Origin of the sequence: Streptomyces katrae (assembly GCF_002028425.1) — a bacterium.
Taxonomy (GTDB): Bacteria; Actinomycetota; Actinomycetes; order Streptomycetales; family Streptomycetaceae; genus Streptomyces; species Streptomyces katrae_A.
The window spans coordinates 4,276,173-4,290,635 of sequence record NZ_CP020042.1 but is presented as its reverse complement, the minus strand read 5'-3'; the positions used below and the strand labels follow the sequence as shown (position 1 = coordinate 4,290,635).

Sequence of the window (14,463 nt, the reverse complement as noted above, 5' to 3'; positions counted from 1 at the left end):
AGTCCTGAATATTGGACTAGACCTTCCACTCGGATCGTCCGGCACGTTCCTGCCGGTAGAAGGGATGCATCACCATGGCTTCTGTCACCTTCGACAAGGCGACCCGCCTCTACCCCGGCGGCGACAAGCCCGCCGTCGACCAGCTGGAGCTGGAGATCGAGGACGGCGAGTTCCTCGTCCTCGTCGGGCCCTCCGGCTGCGGCAAGTCCACCTCGCTGCGCATGCTCGCCGGCCTGGAGGACGTCAACGGCGGTGCCATCCGCATCGGGGACCGCGACGTCACGCACCTGCCGCCCAAGGACCGGGACATCGCGATGGTGTTCCAGAACTACGCGCTCTACCCGCACATGACCGTCGCCGACAACATGGGCTTCGCGCTCAAGATCGCCGGCGAGGACAAGGCCACCATCCGCCGCAAGGTGGAGGAGGCGGCGAAGATGCTGGACCTCACCCAGTACCTCGACCGCAAGCCCAAGGCGCTCTCCGGCGGTCAGCGCCAGCGCGTGGCCATGGGGCGGGCCATCGTGCGCAAGCCGCAGGTGTTCCTCATGGACGAGCCGCTGTCGAACCTCGACGCCAAGCTGCGCGTGTCCACCCGTACGCAGATCGCCGCGCTCCAGCGCGACCTCGGGATCACCACGGTCTACGTCACCCACGACCAGGTCGAGGCCATGACCATGGGCGACCGGGTGGCGGTGCTCAAGGACGGCCTGCTGCAGCAGGTGGACACCCCGCGGAACATGTACGACCGGCCCGCGAACCTCTTCGTCGCCGGCTTCATCGGCTCGCCGGCCATGAACCTGGTCGAGGTGCCGATCACCGACGGCGGGGTGAAGTTCGGCGACAGCGTGGTGCCGGTGTCGCGCGAGGCACTGTCGGCGGCCGCCGACGCGGGCGACAAGACCGTCACCGTGGGCGTGCGCCCCGAGCACTTCGACGTCGGTGAGACCGGCGGTCTGACGATCACCGTGAACGTCGTCGAGGAGCTGGGCGCGGACGGCTACGTGTACGGCAGCCGGGACGGGCAGGACATCGTGGTGCGCGTGGGCGGCCGCCAGGTGCCCGAGAAGGGTTCCTCGCTGCACGTGGTGCCGCGGGCCGACGAGATGCACGTGTTCTCGACGTCGACCGGGGCGCGCCTGTCCGACTGACGAGGCCGGCAGGGCGCCGTGGGAGGGAGGTTCCGTGAAGGGGCCTTCCTCCCACGGCAGTTGTGGGTAGCGTTTCCCATGAACCCCGGCAGACCGGGCCATTCGGCCGCATGCGTCAACCTTTAAATCGAAAAGCCGCGTCGAACCATCCCCCGACCGGGTGACTAAATGTCGCCAAATCCTCACCGAGCGCTACTCTCGCCCTCGTGACCCACACTGCCCGCCGAATCGGCCGTTCCCTCGCCCTGGTCCTGCCCGTCGTCCTGGTCCTGTCCGGGACCCTCGCGGTCACCATGGTCCCCTGGGCGAACAATTCGCCCTCCCAGGTCCTGACCGCCTCCGCCGAGGACGTCTCCGTGCCCGCGAAGCCGCGTGCCGCGCAGGACGTGCTCCGTGACAAGCTGCTGAGCGAGCTGCAGCAGGGGGAGAACCCGGGTGTCGTGCTCGGCCACCTGCAGGAGCAGGTGAACGGGCGGCCGTCGCTCGCCGAGCACTGCATGGGCATCGCCCGGGCGCTGGGGCGGGCCGCGGTCGAGGCGTACGGGCCGACGAAGGCGCAGTCCTACTCGCGTCCGGTGTGTGACACCTCGTACGCGTCCGGGGTCGCCTCGATGGGCTGACGCCCGCCGTGCCGCCCCCTCCGGGGCGGGTGCCGTCCCTACGCTGGCGGCCATGACCGACACCCCTCCCCCAGCTGCACAATCCACCGACCGCGCGGCCGCGTTCCCGCCCCCGCCCGTCCAGGCCGTCGTCCTGGCGGGGGGCCAGGGTTCGCGGCTGCGGCCGTATACGGACGACCGGCCGAAGCCGATGGTCGAGATCCCGGGGACGGGAGTGCCGATCATCGGGCACCAGTTGGCGTGGCTGGCGGCGGAGGGGGTGACGGATGCGGTGGTTTCGTGCGGGCATCTCGCGGGGGTGCTACAGGAGTGGCTGGCGGGGGCGGTGCTGCCGTTGCGGGTGACGACGGTGGTGGAGGAGGAGCCGTTGGGGCGCGGCGGCGGGCTGAAGTACGCGGCCCGGCACCTGCCGTATCCGGACCGGGCGTGGTACGCGACGAACGGGGACGTGTGGACGCGGTTCCCGTTGCGGGAGATGGCGGCCTTCCATGCGGAGCGGGGGGCGGTGGCGACGCTGGCGCTGGCGCGGCCGCGGCTTCCGTGGGGGGTGGTGGAGACGAACGAGTTCGGGCAGGTGCTGGACTTCGTCGAGGCGCCGCTTTCGCCCTATCCGGTCAACGCCGGGGTGTATGTGTTCGCGCCTGAATTCGCCGCGCTGCTGCCGGATTTGGGGGATCACGAGCGGACGACGTTCCCGCGGCTGGCGCGGGAGCGGCGGCTGGCGGGGTTTCCGCTGCCGCAGGGGGCCTACTGGCGGGCGATCGACACGGCGAAGGACCTGGCCGAGGCGGCACGGGAGTTGGGGGCTCAGAGCGCCGTCTGAGGCTTTCCGCGCACCAGTTGTCCCGTTTCCCGAACAGACGTACGCGGCGTTCATATGCTCCGGGTACGGCATTCTTTCGGTCGCGCGGCCGGCGCGAGGACAATCAGCGGGCGGACGACCTCCTGGCGCGGGCCAGGGCCCTGTTCGCCGCGGGGCGCTATGCCGAGGCCGAGGCGGAGGCGCGCTCGGTGGCAGGGGCGACGGGGCGGAAGCCGGACGACCTGGTCGTGCCGATGGGGCTGAGCATCGCCGCGCTCGCGGCGAGCGCTCAGGGCCGCCCGGACGAGGCGCTCGCCCTGTACGACGGGCAGCTGCCGGTCGTGAGCGAGGTCTTCGGTGAGGAACACCGGGTGACCCTGAAGCTGCGCCTGGGCCGTGCCGAGGTGCTGAACGAGCTGGGCCGGTACGACGAGTCCGAGTCGGAGTGCGTGGCCGTCTGCCGGGCGGCGAGCCGGGCCGAGATGCCGTACGTGGCGATGGACGCCCTGGCCGCGCAGATCCGGGCGCTCGACATGAAGGGCGACTACCCGGCGGTGGAGGCGGTGGCGCGGAACATCCTGGCCGTTCATGACGGGCAGGACCGGTTCACCGTGAAGGTGCGGTTCGCTCTGGCCCACGCCCTCAATGCCCCGGAGACCGGGATGGCCGAGCTGAACGAGGCCGCTGCCCTGTTCGGGCTGGGCCGTGGTGCCCAGGCCCGTCCGCTGGCCGCGGCCGCCCACCGTGACTGTCTGGCCTTCTACGGCGCGGAGCATCCCCGCACCGTCCAGGCCCGCGTGTTGCTCGACCGTATCGACGGTGCCTGACCGGGCGTGACGCAGTGGGAAGGGCCCGGCGCGCTGTTGGCGCGCCGGGCCCTTGCCGTCGGTGTGTTCCGGTCAGCCGAGGAGGCCGCCGACGAGGCCGGGCTTCTTGGCGGTGGTGTCGCCGCCGCTGCGGCTGCCCGAGGTGGCGGGGGGCTGCTGCGGGCTGGACTGCCTGGGGGTGCTGCTGCGGGGGCTCTGGCCGCTGCTGCTGCCCTTGGTGGCGGTGGGGGCGCCGGAGCCGGCGGCGGCGCCGTCGCGGGTGGGGGTCCCGCCTGCGGTACGGCCGGACTTGGCGGCGGGTGCGGAGGCGGAGGCCGAGGCGGACGGGGAGGGCTGCTTGGAGGGCTGCTGCTTGGCCGGCCCGGACTGCTGGTGGGCGGGGGGCTGGGGCAGGGGGCTGCCGGGGAGGTAGTTGCTGGGGGCCTGGCCGGGGCCGGGGACGGTGACGACGGTGCTGGAGCGGACGGCCCCGCCGAGGAGGGAGCCGATGAGGAGGGTGAGTCCGCAGACGACGGTGGCCATGACGGTGCCGCGGCGCAGGACGCGGCGGCGGAGCTGCCACACCTCGGAGCGGGGGCCGAGGGTGCGCCAGGCTTCGCCGGCGAGACGTCCCTCGAGGGAGTAGACGGGGGCGCCGGCGATGATCAGCGGGCTCCAGGCGGCGAGGTAGATGATGTCGGGGGCGTCGTAGGCGGGGACGGTCTTCCAGCTGACGGTCATCAGCAGGGCGGCGGAGAGCAGGGCGCCGATGCAGGCGGCGAAGCGCTGCCAGAGGCCGAAGACGGTGAGGACGCCGACGAGCACCTGGAGGAAGGCGACGGTGAGGCCGGCGCCGACGGGGTGGGCGAGGGCAAAGTCGCGCAGGGGTTCGGCGAGGGCCCAGGGGTGCAGGGTGCGCAGCCAGGTGACCATGGAGCCGCGTTCGCCGCCGTCGAAGTAGACGGGGTCGCAGAGTTTGCCCATGCCGGCGTAGATGGAGATGAAGCCGAGGAAGACGCGCAGCGGGAGCAGCACGACGCCGAGGTTCATGCGGCGGCCGGGGTAGTAGGAGGCCTGGGCGCGGGTGTCGGCGGGGCGGCGGGTGTCGGCGGCGGGGCCGCCGGGGTACGGGGGCTGTTGGTCGTAGGGCTCGTACGGCTCGTAGGGCTCGTAGGCCTGGCGCGGTTGGTCGGGTACGGCGGCCAGGGGGCGGGTCTCGTCGGGGTCGGCGTAGGTGCGCTGGCCGATGACGGTGGGGGTGGCGAGGGTGTCCTCGGCGAGGTCGCGCGCCAGATCCACCCGGGGGATGGTCTGGGTGGCGCCGCCGTCGTAGTCGTCGTGGGCGCGTCCGGCTTCGCGGACGGCCTGGAGGAGTCCGCCGGTGGCCGCGGCGTCGCCGCCCGGGGCGGTCTTGCCGCTCCAGACGACGGGGGCGCGGCGGCGGGTGGCTCCGGCGGCCGCGACGGCTCCGACGGCGAGGACCGGTGCGCGGCCGGGGCCGGGGGCATTCGCGGGCTTGGAACGCGCGCTCGGGCTCGGTGCGAGCCGCACGCGGAAGCTGGCGTGGTTGACGATGACCTGTGCGGGGTCGCACGGCACCTTGACCATGCTCAGCGCGGGCTGGTCGTCGAACCCTGACGTTCTGGTGTCCACACTCATCTAACCGAGTGATCAGTGTTTAGGACACTGCTTTGACGGCAGGGATCTGTCCGAGGCCCGTCAAGATCAAGCCACCTTGGTCACGGCAGAATCATTGTTCGGACGCGCGTCCCCATCTGGCGTGAGAATCCCGGGAGTTGCGTCGGCAGACATCCGGAGGACCGTCCGTGGAACACATGCAGCGTGCGCACGATCAGCTGGGCCTGGCCGGCTGACGGACGGCCCGGGGGGCCGCCGCACGGCGTACGTGCCGTACGGCGGCCCAGGGGCCGTACGGGTCAGACGCGGCCGCGGGTGGCGCGGCGGCGGGCGGCCTCGTAGAGGACGACGCCCGCGGCGACGCCGGCGTTGAGGGACTCGGCGCCGCCCGGCATGGGGATGCGGACGAGGTAGTCGCAGTTCTCGCCGACGAGGCGGCCGAGGCCCTTGCCCTCGGAGCCGACGACGATGACGACGGGGCCGGCGAGGGCGTCGAGGTCCTGGACCTCGTGGGTGCCCTCGGCGGCGAGGCCGACGACGGCGATGCCGGCCTTCTTGTACTCCTGGAGGGCGCGGGTCAGGTTGGTGACGCGGGAGACCGGGGTGCGGGCGGCGGTGCCGGCGGAGGTCTTCCAGGCGCCGGCGGTCATGCCGGCGGCGCGGCGCTCGGGGATGACCACGCCGTGGCCGCCGAAGGCGGAGACGGAGCGGACGATGGCGCCGAGGTTGCGCGGGTCGGTGACGCCGTCGAGGGCGACGATGAGGGGGTCCTCGCCGTTGTCGTAGGCGGCGTCGGTGAGGTCCTCGGGGTGCGCGTACTCGTAGGGCGGGACCTGGAGGACGAGGCCCTGGTGGTTGAGCCCGTTGGTCATGCGGTCCAGCTCGGCGCGGGGGGCTTCCATCAGGTTGATGTTGCCGCGCTCGCCGGCGAGCTTGAGGGCGTCGCGGACGCGCTCGTCGTTGTCGATGAACTGCTGCACGTAGAGGGTGGTGGCGGGGACGCCGTCGCGCAGGGCCTCGAACACGGGGTTGCGGCCGACGACCATCTCGCTGGTGCCCTTGGGGCCGCCGCGGCGGGGGGCGGGGCGGCGCTTGGCGGCCTGGCGGGCCATGGCGTTGGAGACGCGGAAGGCCTTGTGGCCCTTGCGGTCCTCGGCCTTGGGCGTGGGGCCCTTGCCTTCCAGGCCCCGGCGCCGCTGGCCACCGCTACCGACCGTGGCGCCCTTCTTGTTGGACGTGCGGCGGTTCCTGCGCTGGCTGTTACCGGCCATGACCTCTACCTGTTTTCGTTCGTGCTGCGATATGTACGTATGAAGAGTGTGCCGCCCGGAGGGCCGAGCGGCACAACGGCGCTGGTCCGAGCGGGTCCGGTCCGGCTGCGGACCGGACCCGGCCGGGTCCGGATCGGGTCCGGGTCAGCGCGGGCCGAGCGTCCAGCGCGGGCCGGTGGGGCTGTCCTCGATGACCAGGCCGGACTGCTGGAGCTGGTCGCGGATGGCGTCGGCGGTCGCCCAGTCCTTGCGGGCCCGGGCGGACTCGCGCTGGTCCAGGACGAGGCGTACGAGGGTGTCGACGGCGCCGTGCAGTTCCTCGCCGCGATCGGACTCGCCGGCCCACTGGGGGTCGAGCGGGTCCAGGCCGAGCACGCCGAGCATGGCCCGTACCTCGGACAGGCGGGCGATGGCCCCGTCCTTGTCGTCGGCGGCGAGCGCGCTGTTGCCCTGGCGGACGGTGGTGTGGACGATCGCGAGGGCCTGGGGGACGCCCAGGTCGTCGTCCATCGCCTCGGCGAAGGCCGGCGGCACCTCGGCGGCGGCCTCGACGGGCCCGCCCGCCTTCTCGACCACGCGCTGGCAGAAGCCCTCGATGCGCGCGAACGCGGACTCGGCCTCGCGCAGCGCCTCCTCGCTGTACTCGATCATCGAGCGGTAGTGCGGGGTGCCGAGGTAGTAGCGCAGGACGATCGGACGCCACTGCTTGACCATCTCGGAGACCAGCACGGAGTTGCCGAGGGACTTGGACATCTTCTCGCCGGACATGGTGACCCAGGCGTTGTGCACCCAGAAGTTGGCGAACTCGTCGCCGAAGGCCTTGGCCTGGGCGATCTCGTTCTCGTGGTGCGGGAAGATCAGGTCCAGGCCGCCGCCGTGGACGTCGAAGGCCGAGCCGAGGTACTTGTGGGCCATGGCGGAGCACTCCAGGTGCCAGCCGGGGCGGCCGCGGCCCCAGGGGGTCTCCCAGGAGGGCTCGCCGGGCTTGGCGGCCTTCCACATGGCGAAGTCGCGCGGGTCGCGCTTGCCGGTCTCGCCCTCGCCGGAGGGCTGGAGGAGGTTGTCGAGCTCCTGGTTCGACAGCTCCAGGTAGCCGGGGAAGGAGCGCACGTCGAAGTAGACGTTGCCGTCCGCTTCGTACGCGTGGCCGCGCTCGATCAGGCCGCGCATCATCTCGACCATCTCGGTGACGTGGCCGGTGGCGCGGGGCTCGTAGGTGGGCGGCAGGCAGCCGAGGGCGGTGTAGCCGTCGTTGAAGGCGCGCTCGTTCTCGTAGCCGATGGACCACCAGGGGCGGCCCTGGTCGGCCGACTTGGCGATGATCTTGTCGTCGATGTCCGTGACGTTGCGGACGAAGGTCACGTCGTAGCCGCGGTAGGTGAACCAGCGGCGCATCATGTCGAAGTTGAGGCCGGAGCGGATGTGTCCGATGTGCGGCGCCGCCTGGACGGTGGCACCGCAGAGGTAGATCGAGACGCAGCCCGGGACGAGCGGGGTGAAGTCGCGGATCTGCCGGGCGCTGGTGTCGTACAGGCGAATAGTCACGGCATCCAGGGTAGTGCGCCTGCGGCAGTGCCCCGCGACCGTTTGAGGTCGCGGGGACGCTTTGTTGCCGAAGAGGTGACATCGGTCATCGGCGGCCTGACATCCGTAACGGCCGCCCGGTGGGCATACCCCGTACTCAGTCCCGGTCCGTCCGGTAGACGAGGGCGGTGGCGATGGCGGCCAGGCCCTCGGCCCGGCCGGTGAGGCCGAGTCCGTCGGTGGTGGTGCCGGAGACGGAAACGGGGGCGCCCGCCGCGGCCGAGAGCGCCTTCTGCGCTTCTTCGCGCCGCTTGCCGATCTTCGGGCGTACGCCGATCACCTGGATCGCGATGTTGCCGATCTCGTAGCCCTCGGCGCGGACGATGCGGGCGGCCTCCGCCAGGAGGGTGACGCCGGCGGCGCCGGACCACTCCGGGCGGGAGGTGCCGAAGTGGGCGCCGAGGTCGCCGGCGCCGGCGGCGGAGAAGAGGGCGTCGCAGGCGGCGTGGGCGGCGACGTCGCCGTCGGAGTGCCCGGCGAGCCCGTCCTCGCCCTCCCAGAGCAGGCCCGCGCACCACAGCTCGCGGCCGGCCTCGAAGGCGTGCACGTCGGTGCCGATGCCGACGAGCGGCATGAGGGGGGCGGCGGGGGCCGGGCCGGCGGCCGCGCCGGCGGACTCCTCGGACCCTGCGGGACTAGTACGCATCGGTGGCCCTCCTGCGGGCGAGTACGGCCTCGGCGAGGACCAGGTCGAGGGGGCGGGTGACCTTGAAGGCCTCCTCGTGGCCGGGGACGACCACCACGGTGACCCCGGTGCGCTCCACCATTCCGGCGTCGTCGGTGGCGCCCTCGCCGTCGACGGCGATGGTCTCGTGCGCGTGCAGGAGGGTCTTCAGGTCGAAGCCCTGCGGGGTCTGGACGGCGCGCAGCCGGGCGCGCTCGGGGGTGCCGAGGACGGGCTCGGGCTCGCCGGGGCGGCCGGGCTCGACCTCCTTGACGGTGTCGGCGAGCGGCAGGGCGGGCACGACGGCGGGGGCGCCGCCGCGGACGGCCTCGACCACGGAGTCCACGGTGTCGACGGGGACCAGCGGGCGGGCGGCGTCGTGGATGAGGACGGAGGTGATGTCGGCCGGGAGGGCGTCCAGGCCGGCCCGCACGGATTCCTGGCGGGTGTCGCCGCCGGGGACGACGAGGACGTCGGTGCCCCCGGCCAGCGGGTGCTCGTCGAGGAGGTGGCGCACCTCGGTGGCCCCGTCGGGCGGGGCGACGACCACGACGAGGGACACCGCGCGGGAGCGGGCCATGGCGCGGACGGCGTGGACCAGCATCGGTGTCCCGCCGAGGGCCCGCAGGGCCTTGGGGGCGCCGGGGCCGAGGCGTACCCCGCGGCCGGCGGCCGGGATCACCGCGGCGGTGCGGTGGGGGCGGGATTCGTCAGACATCAGTAGCTCCGAGCCAGGTTTGTGACTTCGGCCGACATGGGTATGGCCTGAAGGGTGCCGGGTGCGACGCCCTCGCCCCTTCCGTGACGACCGGTCGAGACGGCTGCCCGGACCCGGCACACCAGGAAGCACGCGCGGACGCAGACATGCCGCAGCGCCCGGCAACGGCCCTCTCGTGGAGGAGAGGGCCTGTCATCGGGCACCGCGGCACACTGTGATCGGTTCGAGCGTCAGGACGCGAGAACCTCGTCGAGGAGGGCCTCTGCCTTGTCCTCGTTCGTGTTTTCGGCGAGCGCGAGCTCGCTCACCAGAATCTGACGCGCCTTCGCGAGCATCCGCTTCTCACCAGCGGAAAGCCCACGCTCACGCTCACGACGCCACAGGTCGCGCACCACTTCGGCGACCTTGATGACATCGCCCGAAGCGAGCTTCTCCAGATTTGCCTTGTAGCGACGGGACCAGTTCGTGGGCTCTTCTGCGTACGGTGCGCGGAGCACCTCGAAGACCCGGTCCAGCCCGTCCTGGCCGACTACGTCGCGAACGCCGACGAACTCCGCATTGTCCGCAGGCACACGAACCGTCAGGTCGCCCTGGGCGACCTTGAGCACCAAGTAGGTCTTGTCCACGCCTTTGATCTGGCGAGTTTCGATGGCCTCGATCAGCGCGGCCCCGTGATGGGGATAGACCACGGTGTCGCCAACCTTGAACGTCATGTGACAGGTACCCCTTCCGTGGCTATCCAGGGTAACACGAGAACTGACTGTTATGAATGGCGTTTTCGCAGGTCAGGGCACATCTCGGGGCTTGACAACAGCGACACGAACGTGCTGCGGAAGGCTTCCGGAGGGGGGTATTCGCAGGTCGGAGGCGCTGTGCGGACCGGGCGAAACAACCACGTTACACCTGGCGGACGCGCCCACGGGTGTGACGTACGTCCCGTTTTGCCGGGTTCTGGGACAGGAAACCGAAGTACTCCGTTCGACTGGCGGGCACGCGTACGGAGCGGGTTCCGGCCCAATCCCGAATTGATCACGGGCCGGCGTTCGACGGAATGCCTGAATTCGATCACCGGGGGACCCTCCGGCGGGATAGCGGAATGCAAGATCGCGCACGCGTGCGGCGCGGTGCGCGCGCTGCGGAGGGTCGGGTGCGGGGGCGGGGTGGCGGCTCGGTAACCTAAGCCCGCTGACACACCCTTAGGGCGGCTTTACCTCGGCCGCTCCGAGAGCCCACCGTCCCGTCCGTACGTCCAAGGAGTTGCCGCCGCCGTGAGCCGCAGCCTTCGACGCGGCGCCCTCGCCGCTTCCGCCGTAGTGTTCTCGCTCGCCTCGCTTGCCGCGTGCGGCGCGGGCAACGACGCGCAGACTCTCCAGATCAAGCCGGACAACGCCGCCGTCACCAAGGGCGACATCAAGGTCCAGAACGCCCTGGTGATCACCAAGGGCGACAAGGAGAAGAAGGGCCCGGCCTCGGTCTCGGCGACCCTCTTCAACACCGGCACCAAGGCCCAGACCCTGGACGCGATCACCCTGGCGGGTGGCAAGTCCAAGGTGACCCTGAAGGGCGCCGAGGGCTCCGACAAGATCACCGTACCCGCCGGCGGCTCCGTGGTCATCGGCGGCAAGGGCAACGCTTCCGCCGTCGTCGAGGGTGGCCGCGAGGCCGTCCAGAACGGCAACGTGCAGGAGATGACCTTCCAGCTCAGCACCGCCGGTGACGTGAAGCTCGAGGCCTACGTCGTCCCGGCCACCGGCATGTACGCCGGCTACGGCCCCACCGAGGCCCCGGCCGCGGGCGCCACCCCGGCCCCGTCCGGCTCGGCCTCCGCCTCCCCGTCCGGCAGCCCCTCCGGCTCCCCGAGCACCACCCCTTCGGGTGCCGCCTCGGGCAACCCGTCGGGCTCCCCCTCGGCCTCCGCGTCGCACGGCGCCGGCCACTGACGCAGCGCACGCACGCCTGGCGACGCAGGAGCACGACGCCGCCAGGCGAGAGAAAGGGGCCCCAGCCGCATCGCGGCCGGGGCCCCTTCCCCTTTCACACCCGGCAGGGCTACGGCTCGAACTTGTAGCCGAGGCCGCGGACCGTGACCAGGTAGCGCGGGGCGCCCGGGTCCGGCTCGATCTTGGCGCGCAGGCGCTTGACGTGGACGTCGAGGGTCTTGGTGTCGCCGACGTAGTCCGCGCCCCACACCCGGTCGATCAGCTGCATACGGGTCAGCACGCGGCCCGCGTTGCGCAGCAGCATCTCCAGCAGGTCGAACTCCTTGAGCGGCAGGTCCACCTTGGCCCCGCCGACGGTGACCACGTGCCGGTCCACGTCCATCCGCACCGGGCCGGCCTCCAGGGCGGCCGGGGTGACCTCCTCCGGCTCGCCGCGGCGGCGCAGGACCGCGCGGATGCGGGCGACCAGCTCGCGGGAGGAGAAGGGCTTCGTGACGTAGTCGTCGGCTCCTATCTCCAGGCCGACGACCTTGTCGATCTCGCTGTCCTTGGCGGTCACCATGATCACGGGGACGTTGGAACGGCCGCGCAGCTGCCGGCAGACCTCCGTGCCCGGCAGGCCGGGCAGCATCAGGTCCAGGAGGACGAGGTCGGCGCCGTTGCGCTCGAACTCGTCGAGCCCGTCGGGCCCCGTCGCGGCGATCGCGACCTCGAAGCCTTCCTTGCGGAGCATGTAGGACAGGGCGTCGCTGAAGGATTCCTCATCCTCGACGACGAGCACTCGGGTCACGGAAGGACCTCCGGGGAGGGGACGACTGGTTCTGGGTCGGGCAGGGCTTGGGCGGGACCGGGGGCCGGGGCCGGTTCCGTCCCGCCGGGGGTGTCCGGGGCGGGCGCGGGGGCCGGTGCGGCCGCCTCGGGGAGCTTCAGGGTGAACGTGGAACCCTGGCCCTCGGAGCTCCACACCGACACCTCCCCGCCGTGCGAGGCCGCCACGTGCTTCACGATCGCGAGGCCCAGTCCGGTTCCGCCGGTGGCGCGGGAGCGGGCCGGGTCCACCCGGTAGAAGCGCTCGAAGATGCGTTCGCGGTCCTTCTCGGGGATGCCGATGCCCTGGTCGGTCACGGCTATCTCGATCAGGTCCCCGCCCGGCGCGGTCACGCGGCGGGCGGCGATCCCGACCCGGGTGCGGGCCGGGCTGTAGTTGACGGCGTTCTCCACCAGATTGCCGAGGGCCGCGGCCAGCTGACCGCGGTTGCCCCAGACGCGCAGGTCGGCGGTGCCGCCGGCGGCCATGGTGATCTGCTTGGAGGTGGCCGTATGCCGGCAGCGGTCGATGGCCTCCGCCACCAGCGTGTCCACCCGTACGGGCTCGGCGTCCTCCAGCGGGTCGTCGTTCTGCACCCGGGAGAGGTCGATGAGCTCCTGTACCAGGTTGATCAGGCGGGTGGCCTCGATCTGCATGCGGCCCGCGAAGCGGCTGACCGCCTCGGGGTCGTCCGCGGCGTCCATCACCGCCTCGGAGAGCAGGGAGATCGCGCCGACCGGGGTCTTCAGCTCGTGCGAGACGTTCGCGACGAAGTCGCGGCGCACCGCCTCGATGCGGCGGGCCTCGGTGAGGTCCTCGACGAGCAGGAGCACCAGCCGGGAGCCCAGCGGGGCGACACGGGCGGAGACCGCGAGGGCCTCGCCGCGTCCGGTACCGCGCCGGGGCAGGTCGAGCTCGATCTGGCGTATCTCACCGTCACGGCGGGTGTCACGGGCCATGTGGAGCATGGGCTCCACGGCGAGCTTCCCGCCGCGGACCAGGCCCAGGGCGTAAGCCGCCGAGCTGGCCTTGACCACCGCGTCGCCCTCGTCGAGGACGACGGCGGAGGAGCGGAGTACGGAGAGCACCGTGTCCACGCCGGGCGGGAGCACCGCGTTGATGTCGGGGCGCATGGAGCTCCTCGTGGGGCGGGCTTGGTCGCGCTCGCTCCAGCGGAACGCCAGCATGGCGATGACACCGGTGCAAAGACCGGCGATCGCCGCAGCTGCGGCGACCGCCGCGTTCACGTCCATGTGTCCAGGTTAAGCAGGGGGCAGGACACTTCCACAGCCGTTCGGGTGGCAGCTCGAACAGTCGTCGCCCAGAGTTCACCCTGGCGATGGTGTTGATTCATTTGTGATGCCGGAGTCGGACGCGTTGGCGGCCGAACGTGTCAACGTGGGGCCCGACGGACCACACCGCAGTAGCAGCAGTGACAGCGAGTAGCAGGCAAGCAGGCAGGAGAAGGACAATGCGCGACGCGTACCACGAGGAACTGGACTCGATCGGAGAGAGCCTGGTCGAGATGGCCCGGCTCGTCGGTTCCGCGATCGGGCGGGCCACGACCTCCATGCTGGACGCCGACCTGAAGCTCGCCGAGAGCGTCATCGCCGCCGACCAGAAGGTCGACGACCTCCAGCACGACCTGGAGGCCCGCGCCATCGCCCTGCTGGCCCGCCAGCAGCCGGTCGCCACCGACCTGCGCATCGTCGTCACCTCGCTGCGCATGAGCGCCGACCTGGAGCGCTCCGGCGACTTGGCGCAGCACGTGGCGAAGCTGGCCCGGCTGCGGTTCCCGGACCGCGCGGTGCCGCGCGACCTGCACGCGACGATCCTGGAGATGGGGCAGCTGGCGCAGCGCCTGATGGCGAAGGCGGCCGAGGTCATCATCACGAAGGACGTCGACCTGGCCCTCCAGCTGGAGCAGGACGACGACGAGATGGACCAGCTGCACCGCACCCTCTTCCAGCACCTGATGGACGACCGCTGGAAGCACGGCATCGAGACGGCCGTGGACGTGACCCTGCTGGGCCGCTACTACGAGCGGTTCGCGGACCACGCGGTGTCGGTGGCCAAGCGCGTCGTGTACCTGGTGACGGGCGAGCACGCGGACGAGCTGCAGCAGCCGACGCAGGTGGAGGGCATCTGAGCGCCCGGGCGTTCCGCGCCCCTGCGGGGCCCCAATGCGCCGTTGACGCGCCGCTGTGGCTGGGCATGAATGAGGCGAAGGCACTGCGCCGTCCCGTACGGCGTCCTGTACGCCGCCCGCGAGGAGGATCCATGCCCGATTCCCCCGTCCCCATCACCCCGGAGCAGGAGCAGCCGCCCCGTCCGGAGCCCCTGCGCCTGCCCCTGCTCGCGGCCTGCGGCTGCGGGTCCGGCTGCGGCTGCGGCTGCCAGTCCGGCGCCCCCTGCCAGTGCGGGGGCTGACGGCCCCACCGCTGCCCGCCCGCGAAGCCGT

General features: G+C 71.8%; 15 protein-coding genes. 7 read left to right on the top strand and 8 right to left on the bottom strand.

Translation table 11 applies throughout. The features are described 5' to 3' along the window. Nucleotides 1–74: 74 nt before the first annotated feature. The 4 genes from B4U46_RS19625 (at nucleotide 75) to B4U46_RS19610 (ending at nucleotide 3,400) form a co-directional block, all read left to right on the top strand. Nucleotides 75–1,151: an ABC transporter ATP-binding protein gene (locus B4U46_RS19625; RefSeq protein WP_079429035.1), complete on the top strand. Its 1,077-nt coding sequence runs from the start codon at nucleotides 75–77 to the stop codon at nucleotides 1,149–1,151. Between the two features lie 206 nt (nucleotides 1,152–1,357). Further along, nucleotides 1,358–1,771 carry a hypothetical protein gene (locus B4U46_RS19620; protein ID WP_079429034.1) on the top strand — a complete coding sequence of 138 codons (414 nt, stop codon included), beginning with the start codon at nucleotides 1,358–1,360 and terminating at the stop codon, nucleotides 1,769–1,771. Between the two features lie 52 nt (nucleotides 1,772–1,823). Beyond that, nucleotides 1,824–2,594: a nucleotidyltransferase family protein gene (locus tag B4U46_RS19615; protein WP_079429033.1), complete on the top strand. Its 771-nt coding sequence runs from the start codon at nucleotides 1,824–1,826 to the stop codon at nucleotides 2,592–2,594. 188 nt (nucleotides 2,595–2,782) lie between these two features. Further along, entirely contained in the window at nucleotides 2,783–3,400 is a 618-nt protein-coding gene (locus tag B4U46_RS19610; protein ID WP_237293003.1) for a tetratricopeptide repeat protein, read from the top strand. 72 nt (nucleotides 3,401–3,472) lie between these two features. On the opposite strand, the gene B4U46_RS19605 is transcribed toward B4U46_RS19610, so the two are convergent. From B4U46_RS19605 to B4U46_RS19580, 6 genes are all read right to left on the bottom strand, one after another. Beyond that, nucleotides 3,473–5,038, bottom strand: coding sequence for a DoxX family protein (locus B4U46_RS19605; protein ID WP_208949817.1), 1,566 nt, complete (start codon nucleotides 5,036–5,038; stop codon nucleotides 3,473–3,475). A 278-nt stretch (nucleotides 5,039–5,316) separates the two neighbouring features. Continuing rightward, the gene (gene rlmB / locus B4U46_RS19600) at nucleotides 5,317–6,288 is read right to left on the bottom strand and encodes a 23S rRNA (guanosine(2251)-2'-O)-methyltransferase RlmB (protein ID WP_079429031.1); all 972 of its coding nucleotides are present in this window, start codon (nucleotides 6,286–6,288) and stop codon (nucleotides 5,317–5,319) included. Between the two features lie 144 nt (nucleotides 6,289–6,432). Continuing rightward, a complete protein-coding gene (cysS, locus tag B4U46_RS19595) occupies nucleotides 6,433–7,833 on the bottom strand; it encodes a cysteine--tRNA ligase (protein WP_079429030.1) in 1,401 nt (466 codons plus the stop codon). A gap of 136 nt (nucleotides 7,834–7,969) precedes the next feature. Then, entirely contained in the window at nucleotides 7,970–8,446 is a 477-nt protein-coding gene (ispF, locus tag B4U46_RS19590; RefSeq protein WP_079431862.1) for a 2-C-methyl-D-erythritol 2,4-cyclodiphosphate synthase, read from the bottom strand. 61 nt (nucleotides 8,447–8,507) lie between these two features. Further along, nucleotides 8,508–9,254 (bottom strand): 2-C-methyl-D-erythritol 4-phosphate cytidylyltransferase, encoded by a 747-nt coding sequence (gene ispD, locus B4U46_RS19585; protein WP_079429029.1) that lies wholly within the window; start codon nucleotides 9,252–9,254, stop codon nucleotides 8,508–8,510. A 230-nt stretch (nucleotides 9,255–9,484) separates the two neighbouring features. Then, on the bottom strand, nucleotides 9,485–9,967 hold the full coding sequence (locus B4U46_RS19580; RefSeq protein ID WP_003953493.1) for a CarD family transcriptional regulator: 483 nt from the start codon (nucleotides 9,965–9,967) through the stop codon (nucleotides 9,485–9,487). A 555-nt stretch (nucleotides 9,968–10,522) separates the two neighbouring features. Here B4U46_RS19580 and B4U46_RS19570 point away from each other — a divergent pair. Beyond that, entirely contained in the window at nucleotides 10,523–11,194 is a 672-nt protein-coding gene (locus B4U46_RS19570; protein ID WP_079429028.1) for a DUF461 domain-containing protein, read from the top strand. Between the two features lie 109 nt (nucleotides 11,195–11,303). On the opposite strand, the gene B4U46_RS19565 is transcribed toward B4U46_RS19570, so the two are convergent. Next, a complete protein-coding gene (locus tag B4U46_RS19565) occupies nucleotides 11,304–11,984 on the bottom strand; it encodes a response regulator transcription factor (protein ID WP_042813788.1) in 681 nt (226 codons plus the stop codon). Next, entirely contained in the window at nucleotides 11,981–13,255 is a 1,275-nt protein-coding gene (locus B4U46_RS19560; protein WP_079429027.1) for a sensor histidine kinase, read from the bottom strand. The genes B4U46_RS19565 and B4U46_RS19560 overlap by 4 nt, the downstream gene beginning before the upstream one ends. A gap of 218 nt (nucleotides 13,256–13,473) precedes the next feature. Here B4U46_RS19560 and phoU point away from each other — a divergent pair, with 218 nt between their 5' ends. Continuing rightward, a complete protein-coding gene (phoU, locus tag B4U46_RS19555; RefSeq protein ID WP_079429026.1) occupies nucleotides 13,474–14,151 on the top strand; it encodes a phosphate signaling complex protein PhoU in 678 nt (225 codons plus the stop codon). A 131-nt stretch (nucleotides 14,152–14,282) separates the two neighbouring features. Continuing rightward, nucleotides 14,283–14,432: a hypothetical protein gene (locus B4U46_RS38085; RefSeq protein WP_167344738.1), complete on the top strand. Its 150-nt coding sequence runs from the start codon at nucleotides 14,283–14,285 to the stop codon at nucleotides 14,430–14,432. Nucleotides 14,433–14,463: the final 31 nt, after the last annotated feature.

Coding starts and splice junctions, on each gene's coding strand:
- B4U46_RS19625 (WP_079429035.1), top strand. CDS start 75: ATGGCTTCTGTCACCTTCGACAAGGCGACCCGCCTCTACCCCGGCGGC.
- B4U46_RS19615 (WP_079429033.1), top strand. CDS start 1,824: ATGACCGACACCCCTCCCCCAGCTGCACAATCCACCGACCGCGCGGCC.
- B4U46_RS19605 (WP_208949817.1), bottom strand. CDS start 5,038: ATGAGTGTGGACACCAGAACGTCAGGGTTCGACGACCAGCCCGCGCTG.
- rlmB (WP_079429031.1), bottom strand. CDS start 6,288: ATGGCCGGTAACAGCCAGCGCAGGAACCGCCGCACGTCCAACAAGAAG.
- ispF (WP_079431862.1), bottom strand. CDS start 8,446: ATGCCGCTCGTCGGCATCGGCACCGACGTGCACGCCTTCGAGGCCGGC.
- ispD (WP_079429029.1), bottom strand. CDS start 9,254: ATGTCTGACGAATCCCGCCCCCACCGCACCGCCGCGGTGATCCCGGCC.
- B4U46_RS19580 (WP_003953493.1), bottom strand. CDS start 9,967: ATGACGTTCAAGGTTGGCGACACCGTGGTCTATCCCCATCACGGGGCC.
- B4U46_RS19560 (WP_079429027.1), bottom strand. CDS start 13,255: ATGGACGTGAACGCGGCGGTCGCCGCAGCTGCGGCGATCGCCGGTCTT.
- phoU (WP_079429026.1), top strand. CDS start 13,474: ATGCGCGACGCGTACCACGAGGAACTGGACTCGATCGGAGAGAGCCTG.
- B4U46_RS38085 (WP_167344738.1), top strand. CDS start 14,283: ATGCCCGATTCCCCCGTCCCCATCACCCCGGAGCAGGAGCAGCCGCCC.